The 15,158-nt window shown below is 64.0% G+C and carries 13 protein-coding genes; 9 read left to right on the top strand and 4 right to left on the bottom strand.

Features of this window, described 5'->3' with window-relative positions:
- Positions 1-34 precede the first annotated feature (34 nt).
- The 5 genes from BUB53_RS19165 to BUB53_RS19145 all read left to right on the top strand — a co-directional run bounded on the left by BUB53_RS19165 (position 35) and on the right by BUB53_RS19145 (position 4,683).
- Positions 35-1,102, top strand: a complete 1,068-nt coding sequence (locus tag BUB53_RS19165) for a Hint domain-containing protein (RefSeq protein ID WP_073037192.1) — start codon at positions 35-37, stop codon at positions 1,100-1,102.
- Positions 1,103-1,270: 168 nt separating this feature from the next.
- Complete coding sequence (gene rpsD, locus BUB53_RS19160) at positions 1,271-1,891, top strand: 30S ribosomal protein S4 (RefSeq protein WP_073037190.1); 621 nt, start codon at positions 1,271-1,273, stop codon at positions 1,889-1,891.
- Positions 1,892-2,070: 179 nt separating this feature from the next.
- Positions 2,071-3,153 (top strand): histidinol-phosphate transaminase, encoded by a 1,083-nt coding sequence (hisC, locus tag BUB53_RS19155; RefSeq protein WP_073037188.1) that lies wholly within the window; start codon positions 2,071-2,073, stop codon positions 3,151-3,153.
- Positions 3,153-4,070: a prephenate/arogenate dehydrogenase family protein gene (locus BUB53_RS19150; protein ID WP_073037186.1), complete on the top strand. Its 918-nt coding sequence runs from the start codon at positions 3,153-3,155 to the stop codon at positions 4,068-4,070. The genes hisC and BUB53_RS19150 overlap by 1 nt, the downstream gene beginning before the upstream one ends.
- Positions 4,071-4,074: 4 nt before the next feature.
- Complete coding sequence (locus tag BUB53_RS19145) at positions 4,075-4,683, top strand: extensin-like domain-containing protein (RefSeq protein WP_073037184.1); 609 nt, start codon at positions 4,075-4,077, stop codon at positions 4,681-4,683.
- Between the two features lie 76 nt (positions 4,684-4,759).
- On the opposite strand, the gene BUB53_RS19140 is transcribed toward BUB53_RS19145, so the two are convergent.
- Positions 4,760-5,770 carry a DUF2125 domain-containing protein gene (locus BUB53_RS19140; RefSeq protein WP_084729350.1) on the bottom strand — a complete coding sequence of 337 codons (1,011 nt, stop codon included), beginning with the start codon at positions 5,768-5,770 and terminating at the stop codon, positions 4,760-4,762.
- A 64-nt stretch (positions 5,771-5,834) separates the two neighbouring features.
- On the opposite strand from BUB53_RS19140, the gene BUB53_RS19135 reads away from it, so the two are divergent.
- The 3 genes from BUB53_RS19135 (at position 5,835) to BUB53_RS19125 (ending at position 9,472) form a co-directional block, all read left to right on the top strand.
- Entirely contained in the window at positions 5,835-6,365 is a 531-nt protein-coding gene (locus tag BUB53_RS19135; protein WP_073037181.1) for a gamma-glutamylcyclotransferase, read from the top strand.
- Between the two features lie 68 nt (positions 6,366-6,433).
- Positions 6,434-7,660 carry a biopolymer transporter ExbB gene (locus BUB53_RS19130; protein ID WP_073037178.1) on the top strand — a complete coding sequence of 409 codons (1,227 nt, stop codon included), beginning with the start codon at positions 6,434-6,436 and terminating at the stop codon, positions 7,658-7,660.
- A gap of 3 nt (positions 7,661-7,663) precedes the next feature.
- Positions 7,664-9,472: a peptidoglycan -binding protein gene (locus tag BUB53_RS19125; RefSeq protein ID WP_073037176.1), complete on the top strand. Its 1,809-nt coding sequence runs from the start codon at positions 7,664-7,666 to the stop codon at positions 9,470-9,472.
- On the opposite strand, the gene BUB53_RS19120 is transcribed toward BUB53_RS19125, so the two are convergent.
- From BUB53_RS19120 to gloB, 3 genes are all read right to left on the bottom strand, one after another.
- Positions 9,459-10,370, bottom strand: coding sequence for a M23 family metallopeptidase (locus tag BUB53_RS19120; protein WP_229709597.1), 912 nt, complete (start codon positions 10,368-10,370; stop codon positions 9,459-9,461). The two genes, BUB53_RS19125 and BUB53_RS19120, sit on opposite strands and share 14 nt — an antisense overlap.
- 65 nt (positions 10,371-10,435) lie before the next feature.
- Positions 10,436-12,769, bottom strand: coding sequence for an ATP-dependent Clp protease ATP-binding subunit ClpA (gene clpA / locus BUB53_RS19115; protein ID WP_073037172.1), 2,334 nt, complete (start codon positions 12,767-12,769; stop codon positions 10,436-10,438).
- Between the two features lie 152 nt (positions 12,770-12,921).
- Positions 12,922-13,689 (bottom strand): hydroxyacylglutathione hydrolase, encoded by a 768-nt coding sequence (gene gloB / locus BUB53_RS19110; protein ID WP_073037170.1) that lies wholly within the window; start codon positions 13,687-13,689, stop codon positions 12,922-12,924.
- Positions 13,690-13,751: 62 nt separating this feature from the next.
- Here gloB and BUB53_RS19105 point away from each other — a divergent pair, with 62 nt between their 5' ends.
- Positions 13,752-14,498, top strand: a complete 747-nt coding sequence (locus tag BUB53_RS19105) for a methyltransferase domain-containing protein (RefSeq protein WP_073037168.1) — start codon at positions 13,752-13,754, stop codon at positions 14,496-14,498.
- The last annotated feature ends 660 nt before the right edge of the window (positions 14,499-15,158 follow it).

Genomic DNA, 15,158 nt, shown 5'->3' with positions numbered 1-15,158 from the left:
GTTAATAAAAAAATAAAAGGCAGGCATACAGGCTATGAAAACGGGCTTTAGAGGCGCGTTTGTCATCTCCTGGTCGCAGACGGAAGTGGACGGATTGGTTTCCGCTCCGGTACAGGCGCTGAGCGTCGGGGCCGCATGGTCCTGGCGGGGCGATCTTGTTCGGGTGGATGGCCCAAATGAAGTACTGCGCCTTGAGCGGGCAGACGGCGATATGAATTGCCGCAAGCGAGCGGCACGGCTGGTGCGGCGGTTGGTGGGGGCCGCGCGTACAAATCAGCGAAACCTGAACGGGATCGACGTGGACGATCCGCTGACGGATAGCGGTTTCGTGGTCACGAACGGATCGCGCAGTTTCACGGTCACGATGATCGAAGTCGGAGGCGGCGCGCCGCCCTTGCTGTTGTTCGTGGACGATATCCCGCCTTCGGATACCGAAATGTGGGTGGTGCATCATTCCTTCGAGGCGGCGCAGAAGGTTGCCTCGACCGGGCCGGAAACCGGCGGTGTGATCTGTTTTACGCCGGGGACGCGGCTGGAAACGCCGCAAGGGCCGCGACTGGTGCAGGACCTGCGCGAGGGCGATCTGGTGCAGACCAAGGATAACGGCGCGCAGGAGGTGCAGTGGATCGGCAGCCGCCGGATGAGCGGCGCGCGCCTGTTCGCGATGCCGCATTTGCGGCCGGTGCGTATCCGGGCCGGGGCCCTGGGTGTGGAGCGGCCCGACCAGGAATTGCTGGTCTCGCCCGAGCATCGCATGCTGATCAAGGGCGACGAGGCGAGGGCCTTGTTCAACACGCCCGAGGTTCTGGTGCGGGCGCGCGATTTGATCAATAACGGCACGATCGCGGTGGATGTCGCGGTGCGCGAGGTGACCTATATTCACCTGCTGCTGCCCGCGCATGCTGTGCTATGGGCCAACGGGATCGAAACCGAAAGCTTCCATCCCGCCAGCACGGCCTTGTCGACGCTGGATGGCGAAGACCGGGCGCGCCTGCTGGCGCTGGATGCGTCGCTGGAGGCCGAACCGCAGCGCTATGGCGGCTTTGCCCGGCGCAGCCTGAGTGCGTCGGAAGCCGCGGTTTTGCGGTATGAGGCGGCCTGACCCGGCAGGGCTCCGGCGTTTGGGCGATGAGCGGTTGACTCTGCCCGGAAGGGGCGTATAAGCGCGGCTTCATTGGTGTTGGTGGCCCCCGCAAGGGGATTCCTGTCATCCCGGCAAATACCGGGAAGAGGACAACGCCCTTCGAAACCTGAACGAAGGAGATCAGCCGTGACCAAACGCACGTCTGCCAAGTACAAAATCGACCGCCGGATGGGCGAAAACATCTGGGGCCGTCCGAAATCCCCCGTCAACCGCCGCGAATACGGCCCCGGCCAGCACGGTCAGCGCCGCAAGGGCAAGATGTCCGACTTTGGCCTGCAACTGCGCGCCAAGCAGAAGCTGAAGGGCTATTACGGTGATCTGACGGAAAAACAGTTCCGCCGTATCTATGCCGAAGCCGAGCGTCTGCGCGGCGACACCGGTGAATTGCTGATCGGCCTGCTGGAGCGCCGTCTGGACGCCGTCGTTTACCGTGCCAAGTTCGTGCCCACGATCTTTGCCGCGCGTCAGTTCGTGAACCACGGCCATGTCCGGGTGAACGGCAAGAAGGTCAACATCCCCTCCTACCGCGTGAAAGAGGGTGACGTGGTCGAAGTGCGCGACCGCTCCAAGCAGATGGCGGCGCTTCTGGAAGCCACCCAACTGCCCGAGCGTGACGTGCCCGATTACATCGAGGCCGACCATTCCAAGATGACCGCCACCTTCGTGCGGACCCCCGGCCTGGGCGACGTGCCCTATCCGGTGATGATGGAACCGAACCTCGTCATCGAATTCTACGCGCAGAACTAAGCGTTCTGCATACGCTGGAAAAAGGCCGCGACGGGGATGCCCGGCGCGGCCTTTCTCATTTGTGCCGATGTGCAGGAGTGGCAGAGCTGCCACGTTTGGACGCCAGCCTTGCGCCGTGTCTTTTGAAGCTGGCCAAGGCCAGGGGGCAAAGCTAGAACACCGGCAGGGGAGTATGCGCCATGACCAAGATCACGCCACAACCGGGTATTCTGGAGATCGACCTGTATCAGGGCGGGGCCTCGCATATCGAGGGAGTGTCGAACGTGGTCAAGCTCAGCTCGAACGAAAACCCGTTCGGTCCGAGCGAGGCCGCCAAGGACGCGTTCCGCAAGGCCGGGTTCGACCTGCACCGGTATCCCTCGACCGATCACCGCGCGCTGCGCGAGGCGATCGGCGAGGTGCACGGCCTCGATCCCGCGCGGGTGATCTGCGGCGCGGGCAGCGACGAGATCATCGCCTTTCTGTGTCAGGCCTATGCCGGGCCGGGCAACGAGGTGATCCACACCGAGCATGGCTTTGCGATGTATCGCATCGGCGCGCTGGCCAATGGCGCGACCCCGGTCGAGGTGCGCGAGCGCGAGCGGGTCACGGATGTGGATGCCATCCTGGCCGCCTGCACCGACGCCACGCGGCTGGTGTTCATCGCCAATCCGAACAATCCCACCGGCACGATGATCGGCGAGGGCGAACTGACGCGGCTGGCCGATGGCCTGCCCGATCATGTCCTGCTGGTGATCGACGGGGCCTATGCCGAATATGTCGAAGGCTACGATGGCGGCGCGCGGCTGGTGGAGAGCCGCGAAAACGTGATGATGACGCGCACGTTCTCCAAGCTCTACGGGCTTGGCGGGTTGCGCGTGGGCTGGGGGTATGGCCCGCAGCATGTGATCGACGTGCTGAACCGCATTCGCGGCCCCTTCAACCTCGGGCAGCCCGCCCTTGTCACGGCCGAGGCCGCGGTGCGCGATACCGCCTGGGCCGAGAAGTGCCGCAACGACAACACGCGCCTGCGCGCCTGGCTGGCCGAGGCTCTGGCCGGGCACGGGGTGCCGTCGGACACGTCGATGGCGAATTTCATCCTTGCGCGGTTTTCCAGCCGGGAAGAGGCCGAGGCCTGCGACGAATACCTGAAATCCGAGGGGCTGATCGTGCGCCGGGTGCATGGCTACAAGCTGCCCAATTGCCTGCGCATCACCGTGGGCGATGAGCCCAGTTGCCGCCGGGTGGCCCATGCGGTGGGGCAGTTCATGGGGGATGAGTGATGGCGCAGGTATATGACCGCGTCGCGCTGATCGGTCTGGGGCTGATCGCCTCGTCCATGTTCTGGGCGATCAGGCGCGCGGGGCTGGCCGGTGAAGTGACGGGCTATGCCCGCTCGGTCGAAACCCGCGATACCGCGCGCGAAATCGGCCTGTGCGACCGGGTTTGCGACAGCGCCGCCGAGGCCGTCGAAGGCGCCGATCTGGTGGTGCTGTGCGTTCCCGTGGGCGCGATGGGCGCGGTCGCGGCCGAGATCGCCCCGGCCCTCAAGCCCGGTGCGACGGTCAGCGATGTCGGATCGGTCAAGAAGGCGGTGATCGAGGCCGTTGCCCCGCACCTGCCCGCGGGGGTGCATTTCGTGCCCGCCCACCCGCTGGCGGGCACCGAGCATTCCGGCCCGCGCGCCGGCTTTGCCGAGTTGTTCGACAATCGCTGGTGCCTGATCGTTCCGGTCGAGGGCAGCGATCGCGATGCCGTGGCGCGGGTCGAGGCCCTGTGGCAGGGCATGGGCGCGCAGACCGATGAGATGGATGCCGAGCATCACGATCTGGTTCTGGCCGTGACCAGCCACGCGCCCCACCTCATCGCTTACACGATGGTGGGCGTGGCCGACGATCTGCGCCGGGTGACCGACAGCGAGGTGATCAAGTATTCCGCCGCGGGGTTTCGCGATTTCACCCGGATCGCCGCCAGCGATCCGACCATGTGGCGCGACGTATTCCTGAACAACAAGGAGGCCACGCTGGAAATCCTGGGCCGCTTCACCGAAGAGCTGTTCGCGCTGCAACGCGCGATCCGCACCGGTGACGGCGATCACCTGTTCGCGTATTTTACCCGCACGCGCGCCATCCGGCGCGGGATTATCGAAGCGGGGCAGGATACCGATGCGCCGGATTTCGGACGGGTAAAAAAAGGCTGACGAGATGCGCAAGATCCTGCTTATCCCACTGATCCTCATGGGATGTTCCATGATCCCCGGTGGCGGCCAGAAAGAGCCGGTCGTCTCCAGCCGCGGATCGGTTTGCGGCGATCCTTCGATCAAGGGCGAAATCGTGGGCGAGTTGCCGGGGCCGGGGGGCTGCGGAATACAGGCGGCCGTGCGCGTGCGCCGGATCGGCGGAATTGCGCTGAGCCAGCCGTCGGCCATGGAATGCAACACCGCGCGCACCCTCAAGGGGTGGATCGACCGCGACATGATTCCGGCGGTCGGCAAGACCGGCGGCGGGGCCACGGCCCTGCGGGTGCCGGCGCATTACGCCTGCCGGACGCGCAATCACCGCTCCGGCGCGCGCCTGTCCGAACACGCCAAGGGCAAGGCCATCGACATCGCCGCCATCCAACTGGCCGACGGGTCGGAAATTTCGGTATTGAAGGATTGGGGGCGGGGCAAGCACGGGCGCATCCTGCGGAAATTGCACGGCGCAGCCTGCGGGCCGTTCGGGACGGTTCTGGGGCCGAACTCGGACCCGCACCATCAGGACCATTTCCATTTCGATACGGCCGAACACGGCTATGGGCCGTATTGCCGCTGAGGCGTATCTTCATCTTTCCTGAAATACTCTGGGGGTGAGGCCGCAGGCCGAGGGGGCAACGCCCCCTTTGTCCCGGTTATCGCAGGCGCAGCACCGGTGCGGGGCCGATGGGGACCGGCCCCAGAAAAACACTGCCGTTACGCAGGTTCAGCGGGATATCCAGTGTCCTGGGGTTGCCCGCCATTTGCGAAATCAGGCCCAGTCCGTCAGCCACGGTTCCGGCCATGCCTTCCGGCATCGCCCCGGCATTCACCGCCAGATCGAGGATATCGCGCCAGTTGCGGGCCTTGATCATGACCTCGCCCTCGGGGTGGCCCGAGGCATCGACGCTCATTTCGCCGGCCATTTGCAATTCCAGCCGGCCCCAGCGGGCCTCGGCCAGCCGGATGTCGATCCGGCGCGGTTGCGGGCGGGCGTCTTCGATGGCGGTGCGATCCCATGGCTTGTCGAATTCGACGGTCAGGTCGATGTTGAGTGCGTCGAAGGTTTCGGGCAGGCGCCCTGAGGGATCGACGGTTTCGCGCCAGGACAACGCGGGGGACAGCCCATCGGCGGCCAGACCCAGCCGGTAGGTGGCGAGATTCTGCATCGGGACGTGATCGGCGGCCAGCCGCAACGCTTGCAGCGATGTGTCGCCGCTGTCGTCCAGCGGGTGAATCTCCAGTTCCTTGGCGGTCAGGGTGGTGCGTTGCAGGGTCAGGCTGGTGTTGGGTTCCAGCACGAGGCTGGCGCGCATGTCCTGGCTTTGCAGGTCGTATTTCGCCAGCGGGGTGGCAAGGCGCTGCGTCTCGGGCCAGACGGCGATCACGTGGTTGGGCCGGTAGCTGAGCGCGTTGATCTGGAATTGCGGCGCGTCCCAGGCCAGCCCGGTGTCGGGGTCGGCCAGCGTGAGGCCGGTGACCACCGTGTCGAACCGGTTGGGAAAGCCCTGGACGTCGAGCGCGGTGTAATCGGCGACCCAGCCTTCGGCCCGGCGCTGATCGAACCACGTGGCAAAGCCCGATTGCACGCCGGTCGAGCCGATGAACCAGTACCCGGCCCAGGCCGCGGCGGCGAGCAGAATCACGGTGATCAGGAATCTCAGCATTGCGCGCCCTTTCATGACGGTTCGCGATGGTGTTTAAGACTTCAAAAGCGCGAGGGACAGTAAAATGACGATGTGGGTCTTTGGCTATGGATCGCTGGTGTGGAATCCGGGCTTTGACGTGCAGGATCGGGTGATCGCCACCTTGCCGGGCTATCACCGCAGTTTCTGCATGCGCTCGATCCATCACCGGGGCACCGAGGCCGAGCCGGGCCTCGTGCTGGCGCTGGATGCTGCCGAGGGCGCGCAGTGCCGGGGCGTGGGCCTGTCGGTGGCCGATCACGAGCAGGATCAGGTTCTGGCCTATCTGCGCGAGCGGGAACTCATTTCGTCGGCCTATCTGGAAAAACGGCTGACCATCCATCTGGCCGATGGCCGCGAGGTCGAGGCGCTGACCTATGTGATCGACCCGGATCATGTGCAGTATTGCGGGGGGATGGACCTGGAAGAGCAGGCGCATATCATCGCGCGGGCCGTGGGCGGGCGCGGGCCGAACACCGAATATCTGTTCAACACTGCCGCTCATCTGGACGAGTTGGGCATCATCGACAGCGATCTGGCGTGGCTGACGCGGCGGGTGCGGGCGATCGGCGCATAAGCCCTTGGCTTGAAAGCCGTGTGCGCGTAGGGTTGGCGCAACGAGAACCAGAGCCGGGAGCCGTCCAGATGGACCAGCCGGACCGCGAGGTCGAGCCGCAGTTTTCACGCCCTGTTCGCCAGATCGTTCTGATGCTGATCGTTCTGGGGCTGACAGCCGCCGGGGCCTTTCTGGCCCTGCCGCGGGTGTTGCCGGTATTTCAGGCCAATCCGTGGCTGAACGGGTTCATCCTGTTCGTGTTCGTGATCGGCGTGGTGGCCTGTTTCTGGCAGGTGTTCCAGCTGATCGGATCGGTCCGCTGGATCGAAGGGTTTGCCGCCCAGTATCCGGGCCACGAGATGATCAAGGCGCCGCTGTTGCTGGCGCCGCTGGCCACCTTGTTGCGCCAGCGCGGCAAGCGGATGCAGATCGCCTCGACCTCGGCGCGGTCGATACTGGATTCGGTGGCGCAGCGGATCGACGAGGCGCGCGAGATCACGCGTTATATCGTCAACATGCTGATTTTCCTTGGCCTTCTGGGGACGTTCTATGGTCTTGCCACCACTGTTCCGGCGGTGGTCGACACGATCCGGAGCCTTGCCCCGCAAGAGGGCGAAGGCGGTGTCGAGGTGTTCAACCGGCTGATGACCGGGCTGGAGGCGCAGCTTGGCGGCATGGGCGTGGCCTTTGCCTCGTCCCTGCTTGGGTTGGCCGGGTCTTTGGTGGTGGGCCTGCTGGAATTGTTCGCCAGTCACGGGCAGAACCGGTTCTATCGCGAGCTCGAGGAATGGATGTCCACGATCACGCGGGTCGGCTTTTCCTCGGGGGACGGGGAAGGAAGCGGGGAGGCCGGTGCCGTGGCACATGTGCTGGATTACATGGCCGGGCAGATGGACAGCCTTCAGACGGTGCTGACCCAATCCGATGTCAGCCGTGCCATGGTGGATGAAAAACTGGGCGTTCTGGCGGATTCCATCGAACGCCTGACCCACCGGATGAGCGGCTCAAACCCGGTGAACGCGGCCCTGACACGGGTGGCCGAGGGGCAGGAACGTTTGATCGACGTTATTCAGGAGCACCAGGTCAAGAGTGGCGGGGAGTCCGGTCTGGATGCCGAAAGCCGGATGCGCCTGCGCTCGATCGACGTGCAGATGCTGCGCATTCTCGAGGAGATCAGCGCCGGGCGTCAGGAAACGATGACCGAACTGCGCACCGATCTGGCGGCGTTGACCCGGATTTTCAACCAGATGCGCGACACGCGGCCCGGTATGACACCGCCCATGCATCCGAACGCCGACGACAGGCAGGAGAGCTAGGCGATGGCGCTGTCCCGGCGCACCGGCGCACGTTTCCAGGCTTCGATCTGGCCGGGATTCGTGGATGCGATGACCGGCCTGTTGCTGGTTCTGATGTTCGTGCTGACCATTTTCATGATCGTGCAGTTCGCTCTGCGGGAAACCATCACCGGGCAGGCCAGCAAACTGGATGAATTGTCGGCGGAGGTGGATGCGCTGGCGCAGGCGCTAGGGCTGGAGCGCGACCGCAATGCGACGTTGAGCGAGCGCGTGGGTGAGTTGACGGTCACGCTTGGCGATGCCCGCGCCCGGCAGGAAGAACAGGCGGCTCTGATCGCGACCCTGCGCAGCCAGACCGAGGAGCAGGCGGCAGCCCTCGGTGCGGCGCAGGGCCGGATCGCAAGTTTCGAGGAACAGGTCGCCGGGTTGCTGTCGGAGCGGGATCGCGCGCTTGGGCAGGTTTCCGATCTGGAAAGCGAGCGGGCGGAGTTGATCTCGGAGCAGGAGGCGCTGCAACTGGCCTTGTCGAACCTGCGGGACGAGGTGAGCGCAGGCGAAGAGGCCGCCCGTCTGGCCGCCGCCAGACGCGAGGCGCTCGAGGCTTTGGTGGCCGATCTGCGTGCCGACGCGGCGGACAGCGAAGCGGAGCAGGCGGAATTGACACGGCAGGTCAATCAGCTTGAGACCGAGTTGAGCGAAGAGGAAAAGGCGCGTCTGGCCGAGGCCGCCGCCGCCGAAGCGTTGCGTGAAAAGCTGAAGAATGCCGATGCGGAACTGACCTCGATGACCTTGGCACTGGAGGAACAGCGCAAGCGCGCCGAGGAAACCCTGACGCTGCTGGCCGCTGCCGAGGTCGCGCAAGAGGATCTGGACGAACGTCTGGCTGCCGCGCTGCTGGCACGGGAGGAGACCGGCGAGGATCTGGCGCAGAGCGAGGCGCGGATTGCCGAGCTTGAGGCGCAACTGGCCGAAATGGGCGATGTCGGTGATCTGCGTGCGCGTCTGGCTGCGGCCCTGGCGGCCAGGGCCGAGGCCGAAACACGCGCCGAAGACCGGATGAGCGAAGCCGAACAGCGCGCTGTGCTGTTGGCGCAGGCGCGGGACAAACTGGCCGAGCAACAGGAGGTCGCCAGCGAAGCGCAGAAGCAGCAGGCACTTTTGAACCGTCAGGTCGCCGCGTTGCGAGAGCAGTTATCGCAATTGCAGGGATTGCTGGATGACGCGCGGGCGCGTGAGGCGGCCTCGGACGTGCAGTTGCAATCGCTCGGTAACGAGTTGAACACCGCGCTTGCCCGTGTCGCCGCTGAAGAACGCCGCCGCCGCGAGGCCGAAGAGGCCCGTGCGAAATTGCTGGAAGAGCAGAAAGAGGATCTGGAACGCTATCGTTCGGAATTCTTCGGGCGGTTGCGCGACGTTCTGGGCACGCATCAGGGGATTCGGATCGAAGGCGACCGGTTCGTGTTTTCCTCGGAGGTGTTGTTTGCGCCGGGCGAGGCGGAATTGTCTGCTGCCGGACGCGGGCAGATCGCCAATGTCGCCGACATTCTGAGCGATGTGATCGACGATATCCCGCCCGAGATCGACTGGGTCTTGCAGGTGGATGGGCATACGGACGATGTGCCGGTTCGCCCCGGCGCGGCCTTTGCCGACAACTGGGAACTCAGTCAGGCACGGGCCTTGTCGGTGGTGCGTTATATGATCGACGCGCTTGGGCTGCCGCCCGCGCGGCTGTCGGCCAACGGGTTCGGGCAATACCAGCCGGTCAACCCCGCCGATACAGCGGAGGCGCGGGCGCAGAACCGGCGGATCGAGTTGAAATTTACCGGGAAGTAACGGCGATATCGGCGTGGCGCACGGCGATCACCCGCCCGTCGCGCGTCAGCCGGACATAGCCGCGATAATCGCCCTGGGGCCAGCCATCTTCGGGGGCGTGGCGCCCGAAGGCCCGGAACAGTTGCGCCTGCGGGTTTTCCAGTGTGATCTCCTGGCGGAAAATCTCACCCTTGGGGCCAGCGGCGCTGAGGGTCAGGACATCGCCCGGTTTGGCATAGAAGGCGTGGCCATAGAGGACCAGTGCCTGATCCGGTGCGGTTTCGCGCACCCGTGCAGCGCCCGATTTCACGGCGTCGAACCCGGGAACTGCCGTGGAAAACCCGGCGGTGAACAGGCCCGCGCGGTCATAGCCGGGGGCATCGCGCCACATGCCCCCGCCCGAGGCCATGCCGCATGTATCGGTGGCCTGCGGCTGGAACGGATCGACGATCTGCCCGTCCTTCAGCACGCCCAGATGGACATGGGGCACGTTCGTCAGCCCGCTGAGGCCGACGAGCCCGAGAATGTCGCCCGACTGCACCTTCTGGCCCTTTTCAACCGCGATACTGCCCTGTTTCATGTGGCAATAGAGCGTCTGCCAGCCATCGCCATGGTCGATCCGCACGGCATTGCCGCATTCGCGGCCCTCGATACCGGCGCGGTTATCCGGCGTAACGGCCACGTCCGTGACACCATCGCGGGTGGCGGCAACAATACCCGGTGCGGCGGCCAGAACCCTGACACCCTGGTCCATCGCCTCGAAGGACAACAGGACGATATCGGTGCCGCGATGGCCGTCGCGGCTTTTCAAGCCGCAGGCATAGTCGCGCTGTCCGGAGCCGGGATCGGTATCGACGTAATCCTCGACATAGCAGGTTTCGCCAAGCGCACAGTCGATGGGCAGGGACAAACGCGGCATTTCGGCGACCGCGGGGGCGGCCGCCGAAAGCAGGAATGTACAGAACGCAGCCCGCAGGCCCGGCATCAGTCCGCCGTCAGCAAGGGTGGTTTCTTGCCCGACAGGCGCGGGCGGTCCGGTCCGGCGAGGTGCAGGTCGATCTGACCGTCCTTGACGCCAACCCTGACCAAACCGCCCTTGGCCAGTTTGCCGAACAGCAATTCCTCGGCCAGGGGTTTCTTGATGTGTTCCTGAATGACGCGGGCCAAGGGGCGAGCGCCCATCTTGTCGTCATAGCCCTTGTCGGCCAGCCATTCGGCGGCGGGTTTGGTCAGTTCGATGGTCACGTTGCGATCCAGCAGTTGCGCTTCGAGTTGAAGCACGAACTTCTCGACCACTTGCAGGATCACCTCTTTCGGCAGCGGGCCGAAGGAAATCACCGCGTCCAGACGGTTGCGGAATTCCGGCGTAAAGGTGCGTTCGATCGCGGCGGTGTCTTCGCCCTCGCGGCGGTCGCGGCCAAAGCCCACGGCGGATTTCGCCTGTTCGGTGGCGCCCGCGTTCGAGGTCATGATCAGCACGACATTGCGGAAATCCACGGTGCGGCCGTTGTGATCGGTCAGCGTGCCGTGATCCATCACCTGCAACAGGATGTTGTAGACATCCGGGTGCGCTTTTTCGATCTCGTCCAGCAGCAGCACGCAATGCGGGTGCTGATCGACACCGTCGGTCAGCAGACCGCCCTGATCAAAGCCCACATAGCCCGGAGGCGCGCCGATCAGGCGCGAAACGGCGTGTTTCTCCATGTATTCGGACATGTCGAAACGCAACAGTTCCACGCCCAGGGTATCGGCCAGTTGCTTGGCGACCTCGGTCTTGCCCACGCCGGTGGGACCGGCGAACAGGTAGTTGCCGATGGGTTTTTCCGGCTCGCGCAGGCCCGCGCGCGACAGCTTGATCGCGCTCGACAGCGCTTCGATCGCCTTGTCCTGTCCGAACACGACACGCTTGAGCGTTTTCTCAAGGTCTTTCAGCACCTCGGCATCGTCCTTGGAGACGTTCTTGGGCGGGATGCGGGCCATTTTGGCGACAACCGCCTCGATCTCCTTGGTGCCGATGGATTTGCGGCGTTTGGAGGCGGCCAACAGATGCTGGGCGGCACCGGCCTCGTCAATCACGTCGATGGCCTTGTCGGGCAGTTTGCGGTCGTTGATGTAACGCGCCGACAGATCGACGGCGGTCCTGATGGCGTCATTGGTGTATTTGACGCTGTGATGTTCCTCGAAATAGGGTTTGAGGCCCTTGAGGATCTTGACCGTATCGTCGGTGGTGGGTTCCACCACGTCGATTTTCTGGAACCGGCGCGACAGCGCGCGGTCCTTTTCGAAATGCTGGCGGAATTCCTTGTAGGTGGTCGAGCCCATGCAGCGCAGCTTGCCGCCCTGAAGCGCGGGTTTCAGCAGGTTCGAGGCATCCATCGCCCCGCCCGAGGTGGCGCCCGCGCCGATCACGGTATGGATTTCGTCGATGAACAGCACCGCGTCGGGGTGGGCCTCGAGCTCGGTCACAACGGCCTTGAGCCGCTCTTCGAAATCGCCGCGATAGCGTGTACCGGCCAGAAGCGCCCCCATGTCGAGGCTGTAGATCGTGGTGTTGGCCAGAACCTCGGGCGTGTCGCCCTTGACGATCTTGTGCGCCAGGCCTTCGGCGATAGCGGTTTTGCCGACGCCGGGGTCGCCGACCAGGAGCGGATTGTTCTTGCGGCGGCGGCACAGCACCTGAATGCAACGCTCGACCTCGGAGGCGCGCCCGATCAACGGATCCACGTCACCGCGGCGCGATTTCTCGTTCAGGTCGACACAATATTTGGCAAGCGCGGATTCACTGGCTTCGACCGCGTCGGATTCGGACTGCGTGTGTGAGTTATCGGTGTCGTTTTCTTCGGCGCCGCTGACCGGGCGGGCCTCGCCATAAGCAGGGTCTTTGGCCACGCCATGGGCGATGAAGTTCACCGCGTCATAGCGCGTCATGTCCTGTTCCTGAAGGAAATAGGCGGCATTCGATTCGCGCTCGGCGAAAATCGCGACCAGCACGTTTGCGCCGGTGACTTCGGTCCGGCCCGAGGACTGGACATGGATCGCCGCGCGCTGGATCACACGCTGGAAGGCGGCGGTCGGCACGGCCTCGGAGCCTTCGATGTCGGTCACGAGGTTGGAGAGGTCTTCGTCGATGAACTCGACCAGGGTGCCGCGCAAATCTTCGGTGTCGACGCTGCATGCCTTGAGAACGCGGGCGGCGTCGGGTTCGTCTATCAGTGCCAGCAGAAGATGTTCGAGCGTGGCGAATTCGTGCTGGCGGGCATTGGCCAGGGCCAGTGCCGCGTGGATTGCCTGTTCCAGCGTGTTCGAGAATGAAGGCACGAGGATGCTCCTTCTGATCTGGGTCGGAGGCGTCGGTCCGACCGTGGCCTCATAGTATTAAAGTTTGGTCGATATGGCCGTGGCTTCAAGTTTTTTTTGGACAAATCCGTTCACTTTCGCGGCGCGAGACGGGATTTGCGGCATATCGGACATCAGAACCGGTCCTTGCGGCGCCGGATTTCGGCAAACACCTCAGCTGGGTCCTTGCCGGTCATGCCGAGGTTGGCCTGAATCGCGGGGTCTGCAGCGCGCAGAAACGGATTGGTGGCCAGTTCCTCGGACAGTTTCGAGGGAACGGTGGGGTGGCCCTTGGCGCGGGCGGCGTCCACCGCGGCTGCACGTGATGTAAGCGCAGGATTGTCGGGGTCAATAGTCAGCGCGAATTTTGCGTTTGCCTGCGTGTATTCATGGCCTGAACAGACGGTGGTTTCGGGGGGCAGGGCGGCGAGCTTGGACAGGCTGTTCCACATCTGCTCCATCGTGCCCTCGAACACCCGCCCGCAGCCGAGCGCCATCAGGCTGTCGGCGGTGAACACGGCGGCGCTTTCGGGGAAATGAAAGGCGATATGGCCGACGGTGTGGCCGGATACGTCCATGACATGGCCGGTGGCGTTGCCGATGGTGATCGTGTCTCCGTCCTCGACCGCGATGTCGAGGGGGGGCAGGCGGTGGGCGTCGACGGCGGCGCCGATCACCCTGGCGGGCGCGTTTTCCAGCAGTTCGGGAAGGCCATCCACATGGTCGGCATGATGATGCGTGATCAGCACATGACTGAGAAGCCACTCTTTTTCGTCCAGCATGGCGAGGATGGGCGCGGCCTCGGGGACGTCAATGGCCGCGGTCATGCCGGTATCGGGGTCATGCGCCAGATAGGCGTAATTGTCCGAAAGGCAGGGAATGGTTTCGATCTCAAGGGTCATGGTGTTTTCCCGATTGCCGGTTAATGATAAGCCAAGACTGACCGATCATGGGCTTGGCTGCAATGCATCTGGACGTGCAGGACCTTCGGAACTTCTATTATCGCAGCCGATTGGGGCGGGCGGTGCAGAAGGCGGTGCGTGAACAGGTGTTGCAGTTCTGGCCCGAGGCGCAGGGGCAGACGGTGGTGGGGTTCGGATTCGCGGTGCCCTTCCTGCGCCCCTACCTCCAGGATGCGCGGCGGGTGATCGGATTAATGCCGGGACCTCAAGGGGTTATCGGCTGGCCGCAGGGGATGGCGAATGTCTCGGTGCTGTGCGAGGAGACCCTCTGGCCGCTGGAAACGGGGCGGGTGGACAAGTTGCTGGTGATGCACGGGCTGGAAACCAGCGAGAACCCCGGTGCGCTGCTGGAGGAATGCTGGCGGGTGCTGGGGCCGGGGGGATCGGCGCTGTTCATGGTGCCGAACCGGGCCGGGCTGTGGTCGCGCTCGGACAAGACACCGTTCGGATACGGCCGCCCCTATTCGCAAAGCCAGCTTGAGAACCAGTTGAAATTGCACAGCTTTCTGCCCATCGGCCATGCGACGACCCTGTACCAGCCGCCCTCGGAAGGGCGGTTCTGGCGCAGGACGGCGGGGATGTGGGAGCGGCTGGGCGGACGATTCTCGATGGTGGTGTCGGGGGGCGTGCTGCTGGTCGAGGCGACCAAGCGGGTGCAGGCCCCGTCGGGGCCGGGATTGCGCGAGACGGTGCGCCGCCCGCTGGAGGTGCTCAAGCCCAAACCCAAGCCCGAGGCCAAGCCGGTCTGAGTTTCGTACGTTTTGTACGATGTGTACGCGGGTTTTGTACGAAAATCGGGGGGTGTTCGGGAATTTGCGTCCATGAGGGGCGCAAACCGGGGTGTTTGGGGCGTTGCGGAAACCGGCGCGCCTCGGGGTAACGCCCGGTTAATCAGTTTGCGTCATAACCGGGGTGTCGGCACGCGGTGTGCAGGCCGTGATTAGGCGAGGTGAAGGATATGGCATTACGGGGTGTGGTCGGGCGAGGGCGAAGTTCGCATGAGAGCCATCGGCACCAATTACAGCGATGTCAGGATTGAGGCGATTTTCAGGTTGCAGAGTTTCTCAACACAATCAGCTCAAATTGACAGATACTGCACGATGTTTGGAAGGCAGCTCTTGCGATCTTCCCAGAGCTTGAAGATACTGCTGTAAATGACAGGGAGGCTCGCCTAGCTCGTGCGAACTTGGGTTGCTATGGTCGTGTATCGGATAGGTGCAAATTGATAGCAGATGAAAGAAGCCTTGCTCAAGCAATTGCCAAGTCACTCGTTGAACTCGAGAATGCCAATGAACTCGTGCTTTGCAGTGATAGCCCTAGGCAGCGTCTGCATTTAAGCGATCCATGCCATTGTACATGCGAGGTTGACGAAGGCTTCGAATGAACTGACGGTTTTCTCGCACCTGAGC

Origin of the sequence: Roseovarius pacificus (assembly GCF_900142665.1) — a bacterium.
Taxonomy (GTDB): domain Bacteria; phylum Pseudomonadota; class Alphaproteobacteria; order Rhodobacterales; family Rhodobacteraceae; genus Roseovarius; species Roseovarius pacificus.
The sequence above is the reverse complement of the archived record's forward strand: the minus strand, read 5'-3'. Positions and strand labels throughout refer to the sequence as shown.

Bases quoted from the DNA above. Each gene is read 5' to 3' on its own strand.
- gloB (WP_073037170.1), bottom strand. From the start codon at position 13,689: ATGACCCTTGAGATCGAAACCATTCCCTGCCTTTCGGACAATTACGCC.
- BUB53_RS19130 (WP_073037178.1), top strand. From the start codon at position 6,434: ATGGACCAGCCGGACCGCGAGGTCGAGCCGCAGTTTTCACGCCCTGTT.
- BUB53_RS19125 (WP_073037176.1), top strand. From the start codon at position 7,664: ATGGCGCTGTCCCGGCGCACCGGCGCACGTTTCCAGGCTTCGATCTGG.
- BUB53_RS19120 (WP_229709597.1), bottom strand. From the start codon at position 10,370: ATGCCGCGTTTGTCCCTGCCCATCGACTGTGCGCTTGGCGAAACCTGC.
- BUB53_RS19165 (WP_073037192.1), top strand. From the start codon at position 35: ATGAAAACGGGCTTTAGAGGCGCGTTTGTCATCTCCTGGTCGCAGACG.
- BUB53_RS19105 (WP_073037168.1), top strand. From the start codon at position 13,752: ATGCATCTGGACGTGCAGGACCTTCGGAACTTCTATTATCGCAGCCGA.
- BUB53_RS19135 (WP_073037181.1), top strand. From the start codon at position 5,835: ATGACGATGTGGGTCTTTGGCTATGGATCGCTGGTGTGGAATCCGGGC.
- hisC (WP_073037188.1), top strand. From the start codon at position 2,071: ATGACCAAGATCACGCCACAACCGGGTATTCTGGAGATCGACCTGTAT.
- BUB53_RS19140 (WP_084729350.1), bottom strand. From the start codon at position 5,770: ATGCTGAGATTCCTGATCACCGTGATTCTGCTCGCCGCCGCGGCCTGG.
- BUB53_RS19145 (WP_073037184.1), top strand. From the start codon at position 4,075: ATGCGCAAGATCCTGCTTATCCCACTGATCCTCATGGGATGTTCCATG.
- BUB53_RS19150 (WP_073037186.1), top strand. From the start codon at position 3,153: ATGGCGCAGGTATATGACCGCGTCGCGCTGATCGGTCTGGGGCTGATC.